Origin of the sequence: Bradyrhizobium liaoningense, assembly GCF_018130785.1 — a bacterium.
Taxonomy (GTDB): Bacteria; Pseudomonadota; Alphaproteobacteria; order Rhizobiales; family Xanthobacteraceae; genus Bradyrhizobium; species Bradyrhizobium liaoningense_A.
This window is the reverse complement of sequence record NZ_JAFCJT010000054.1, coordinates 1-5,096: the sequence shown is the minus strand read 5'-3', so window position 1 is coordinate 5,096 and position 5,096 is coordinate 1. Positions and strand designations below refer to the sequence as shown.

The 5,096-nt window shown below is 65.1% G+C and carries 5 protein-coding genes and 1 tRNA gene; 4 read left to right on the top strand and 2 right to left on the bottom strand.

Going from position 1 to position 5,096, the window contains the following annotated elements; translation table 11 throughout:
- Positions 1–329 precede the first annotated feature (329 nt).
- Positions 330–983: a histidine phosphotransferase ChpT gene (gene chpT, locus JQ627_RS38805; RefSeq protein WP_212489586.1), complete on the bottom strand. Its 654-nt coding sequence runs from the start codon at positions 981–983 to the stop codon at positions 330–332.
- 171 nt (positions 984–1,154) lie between these two features.
- On the opposite strand from chpT, the gene JQ627_RS38800 reads away from it, so the two are divergent.
- The gene (locus JQ627_RS38800) at positions 1,155–1,985 is read left to right on the top strand and encodes a 3'(2'),5'-bisphosphate nucleotidase CysQ (RefSeq protein WP_212489585.1); all 831 of its coding nucleotides are present in this window, start codon (positions 1,155–1,157) and stop codon (positions 1,983–1,985) included.
- 8 nt (positions 1,986–1,993) lie between these two features.
- On the opposite strand, the gene JQ627_RS38795 is transcribed toward JQ627_RS38800, so the two are convergent.
- Positions 1,994–2,479 (bottom strand): YHS domain-containing (seleno)protein, encoded by a 486-nt coding sequence (locus JQ627_RS38795; RefSeq protein WP_212489584.1) that lies wholly within the window; start codon positions 2,477–2,479, stop codon positions 1,994–1,996.
- A 139-nt stretch (positions 2,480–2,618) separates the two neighbouring features.
- On the opposite strand from JQ627_RS38795, the gene JQ627_RS38790 reads away from it, so the two are divergent.
- The 3 genes from JQ627_RS38790 (at position 2,619) to JQ627_RS38780 (ending at position 4,977) form a co-directional block, all read left to right on the top strand.
- Complete coding sequence (locus tag JQ627_RS38790; protein ID WP_028160243.1) at positions 2,619–3,224, top strand: DUF1134 domain-containing protein; 606 nt, start codon at positions 2,619–2,621, stop codon at positions 3,222–3,224.
- A gap of 220 nt (positions 3,225–3,444) precedes the next feature.
- A complete protein-coding gene (locus JQ627_RS38785; RefSeq protein ID WP_212489583.1) occupies positions 3,445–4,743 on the top strand; it encodes a hypothetical protein in 1,299 nt (432 codons plus the stop codon).
- Positions 4,744–4,902: 159 nt separating this feature from the next.
- Positions 4,903–4,977 (top strand) — tRNA-Val (locus tag JQ627_RS38780).
- The last annotated feature ends 119 nt before the right edge of the window (positions 4,978–5,096 follow it).

The window sequence follows — 5,096 nt, the reverse complement described above, 5'->3', positions numbered from 1 at the left end:
GTGTGGACCAGGCGGAAGATGTTATCCAGGATCTTGGCGTTGTTCGGCTCCTGCTCGAACTTCACCAGCTGATTGTCGACGGTGTCCAGGCTCTCGCTGGTCTCCGTCAAAAACTCCCGCAACAGATCATCCATGAAAACAGGCCTTCATACAGGGAGGGCGCACACGATTTGTGATGCGCCATTTCGGAATGGGGCCAGCTTCACCGCAAAGCGTTTAATAATGGTTGAGTATGTGCAAAAGAACGGAACCAACAAAGAGATAAGGCGCTCCGGACAAGCCGAAGCGCCTCGTAAAGATTCGATTAACGTTTGAGGGCGGCGGCGCGCTTACGACGCGGTAACGGTGATGGCTTCGCCTTCATGCGCCAGCTTCACGGTGACCCCGCAAGCCTCTGCGAGCAGCCGCGTGTAATAAGGTTGGATCGCATGCGCATCTGCGGCCGGGCCGCGCTCGCCGCTCAGGATCTCGGAGATGTTCTGCGGCAGACGCGCATTATGTCCGGTCGCGGTGATGCGAAAGCTCATGGTCTCGCCGTCACCGATCGGGTCGATCGTCAGCATGCCGCCGCGCGGGATCGTGTGCTGGGAAACAACCAGCATATTGAGCAGCAGCTTGACGCGATTCTTCGGCAGCAAGAGCCGCGGAAGATTCCACGTGATTGTGCACTTGCCGTCCTCGATGTGGCCGCGCGCCATGGTCTGGGCATCGCCGAGATCAATCTGCGCGCCGGACGAGCCGGCCGCGCCGAAGGCCAGGCGGCAGAACTGGAGGCGGGCCGAGGCGGTTTTCGCGCTCTTGCGGATCAAATCGAGCGCGAACTCGCGATCCTCGGGCTTGGGATCGTCGTCGAGCACTTCGAGCCCATTGACGATGGCGCCGACAGGGCTGATGAGATCGTGGCAGACCCGCGAGCACAGGAGCGCGGCGAGTTCGAGCGCATCTGGAGCGGTAGCGGTACCGGATGACGAAGCGTCAGACATAAGGGGTTCCTGGAATTGCACGGCGCGGACGCGGCGAATCACGCATGCTTGACGAATGCCGCGGGTTCTAACATTCGCAAGCCAGTGGCAGCTAGCTTGCGATCGGTTCGAAACGGCCATAAAGCCGCGGCGAATCAGTCGAGTAGGGATGGAATTGCCGATGAATGAGGCATGCAGGTGAAGCGGATCATCGACGGGCTGGCCGCCTCCCACCTGATGGAGCCGCTCACCGCGCTGGTGGTGAAGGCGGGCGAAGCGATCCTAGCGGTCAACCGCGCGGCGATGCGGGTCGACGGCAAGCAGGACGGCTCGCCGGTCACCGAGGCCGATCTTGCCGCCGACCGCATCATCGCTGACGGCCTGGCGCAGCTTGCGGGCGACGTGCCGACGCTGTCGGAGGAGCGGACCCAGCTCGCCTCGCCGCCATTCCGCGACAGCTTCTTCCTGATCGACCCGCTCGACGGCACCAAGGAGTTCGTGGCCGGCCGCGACGAGTTCACCGTCAACCTCGCCCTCGTGACCGAGGGCGTGCCGCTGCTGGGCATCGTCAGCGCGCCGGCGCTCGGTCTGCTCTGGCGCGGCATCGTCGGCCGCGGCGCCGAGCGCGTCAGGTTTGACGGCGCGAGCATCGGTGCTGCCGAACCGGTCCGCACCCGTACACTGCCGACGCAGGGCGAGCCCTGGATCGCGGCAGTCAGCCGTTCCCATGGCGACCTCAGAAGCGAGGCGTTTATCGATGGCCGACCCAATGCGGTCAGGAAGACAGTCGGCTCGGCAGTGAAGTTCGGCCGGATCGCGGAGGGCAGCGCCGACATCTATCCCCGCTTCGGACCCACTTGCGAATGGGATGTCGGGGCGGGCTGCGCGGTCGTGACGGCGGCCGGCGGCAAGGTCACCGACGGCAAGGGTGGCGAGCTCCGATTCGGCCAGCGCGGCGACACCGGCTTCATCATCCCGGAGTTCATCGCCTGGGGCGATCCGCAGGCGGTAGGCCGCTACTGACTGAGCTGTTATTGACTAAGCTGTTCCTGGAGCGCCGGCCAGCGCTTGCGCACCTCATAGAGGAAGCGCTCCGGGTCGGCGGCGAAGGCATCGCGATTGGCTTCCCGGCTGAACAGATAGAGCCGCTGCGCCGAGATTACGTAGAAGCGGGGATTGGCGGCGACGGCCACGCCGCGGGCGATGTCGGCCGGATCGTACCCTCCGAACTGCGGTCCATAGATCTCGGGATGGGCCAGGAAGGACGCCCGGTTGCCCTCGTTGCGGAAACGCCAGACCGCGCCCCAGAGGTTCGCCTCGAACTCCGCCGTGCCCTGAAGCGCCGCGCCGTCGACGAAATAGGCCACGGGGTCGAAACCCTCGATCGCCACCCCGCTGAAGCGGTTGACGACGATCCGCTCGGTGGTGGCAGCCTCAGCCGGCAAACCTGCACAGGCGATGCAAATCCCCGCCAGCAGGCGGACGAGGAAGCGGATCAAGGCGATTCCGGGGCGCAAAGGGCTATCTTCCTGCCGTTGTGCCGTCATAGTTGCTGCGGATAACATCCGAGTCGAGGGGACATCCGGCGCAACCTAGAGCCGTGCCTGTTGGCGTCAGGTTAAGGAAGCGGCGGGATTCGATACCAGGGGTTCTTTTATGACTTTCGCATCACGCCTTGCTGCGGTCGCGCTTGCCGCGCTGGTCGGCTGGATCGTCCCGGCCTCCGCCCAGCAGGCGCCGCCGCCCAATTTGCCGCCGCCGCAGCGGAACCCGTCGCCCTCCACCTATGGGCCGGACGAGCTCGTGACCGCCGGCCACCGCTTCTTCGGCAACGTCTCGCGCGGGCTCGCCTCGATCATCGAGAAGGCCGTCAGCCAGTGGGGCCTGCCCAACGGCTATATCCTGGGTGAGGAAGGGTCCGGCGCCTTCGTTGCCGGCCTGCGCTACGGCGAAGGCACGCTCTACACCAAGAACGCCGGCGACCTGCGCGTCTATTGGCAAGGTCCCTCGCTCGGCTTCGACTGGGGCGGCGACGGCGCGCGCACGATGACGCTGGTCTATAACCTGCCCGCCACCAACGCGATCTACCAGCGCTTCGCCGGCATCGACGGCTCGGCCTATATCATCGGCGGCTTCGGCATGACGGCGCTCACCGCCAACAACATCGTGCTGGTGCCGATCCGGTCGGGCCTCGGCCTGCGGCTGGGAGCCAATATCGGCTATTTGAAATTCACCCCGCGCGCGACCTGGAACCCGTTCTAAAGCGCGACCGCGCTTTGGATTGTTGCTTGAGCATGACCTTTCCGGAAAACCGCTGCGCACTTCTCGCCGACGCGGTCCTTCGGATCCGGATCATGCTCTAGGGCTCCCTCCTCCGGTCCAGTTCCGGATTCACGTTAACAACAGGGCGGGGCTGGCTTTTTGCCGGCCCGCCATGCATTGTCTTTGGTAAATTTTTCCTTAGCTTTCGGAGTTCTGGCCCATGGTCGAACCGATCATGTACCTGGCGATCGGCTTCCTGCTCTCGATGCTGTGCGGGCTTGCCATCGTGCCGCTGGTGCATAACCGCGCGGTCCGCCTGACCACGCGCCGGCTCGAGGCCGCCACGCCCCTGTCGATGGCCGAGATCCAGGCCGACAAGGACCAGCTCCGCGCCGAATTCGCCATGTCGGCGCGGCGGCTCGAGATCAGCGTCGACCAGCTCAAGAACAAGACCACGAGCCAGCTCGCCGAGCTCGGCAAGAAGAGTGACGCCATCAACCGCATGAAGATCGAGCTCGGCGAGAAGAACGCCACGATCTTCGCGCTGGAGGCGCGCGAGAAGGCGGTGAAGGAGCAGCTCCGCGCCACAGAAGAGGAATTCAACGCCAAGACCGACGCCCTGCGCGCCGCCGAGAATGCGCTGACCGACAAGCAGGGCGAACTCGCCAAGATCAATTCCGAACTGTCCGACCGCTCGATGATGGCGGAGAGCCGTCAGGTCGAGCTGGTCGCGGTGCGCGCGCAGATCGAGGAACTGAAAAATCGCGTCGGCGATGCCGAGAAGGAATTTGCCGCCACGCAGCAGCGGCTGACGCAGGAGCGTACCGAATCCGAGACCGCCTCCCGCGAGCTGTCGGGCGCGCGCGGCCGTGTCGAGAATCTGAGCCAGCGGGTCACCGAGCTCGATCGCCAGCTCATCGTGCAGGTCAAGGAGGCCGAGATGCTGTCGGGCCGCGTCGCCGATCTCGAAGGCCGCCTCGCCACGCAGGGCAAGCTGCTCGCCGAGCGCGACTACGAGAACAACCAGCTGCGTCAGGCCCATGAGGGCAATGATCGCACCATCAAGGAGCTGCGCGTCGAGATCGCCGGTTTAAGCGGCGGCAAGTCGTCGGCGGCGTTCGAATCGCTCCGCGCGGAAAAGACCGCGCTGGAGGAGCAGCTGCGCACCGCGCGCGACGAGCGCGCAAAGCTCCAGCGCGACATCAACGCGATCCAGCAGCAGGCCGAAAGCTCGTGGGCGACCGAGCGCATGGAGAATGCGCTGCTGCGCGAACGCATCAACGACATTGCCGCCGAGGTCGCCAAGCTCGCGATGCAGCTCGAAGGCCCGAACTCGCCGATCGAGGCCCTGCTTGCGGCCGAGGCCGGCCAGCCCCCGAAGCCGGCGCCGCGCCCGGCCAATGACGCCGCCAGCAATGGCGCGGCCGCAGTCACCCTGCCCGAAGGCGGCGGAACGCTCGCCGAGCGCATCCGGGCGCTGCAGGCCCACGCCTCCCGCGCCCGCCAGCAGGGCGCGTAAGCGGCCCAAAACGCGGCCTCGCCGCCGGATTGCGTGATTGACGGAAGTTTTCAGGTCTCGAGGCGCCTGGAAACTTGACACCCATGGCCCGCACTTCTAAATCGCGGGCTCCGATGTGCCGGCCGGCCAAAAAGGTCCGGCCGTCTGCATGATGGTCCCGGGCGCATAGCTCAGCGGGAGAGCGTTCCCTTCACACGGGAGAGGTCCAAGGTTCGATCCCTTGTGCGCCCACCATCCATCCTCCTGAACCATATTCAGTTGCGGACGATCGTCGACCCATGGCGGCTTTCTGGGCCGCCTCATCAAAAAAGTCGAAAACAACCCCATGCACAGTAGCCGGCGTCAGTCGGATC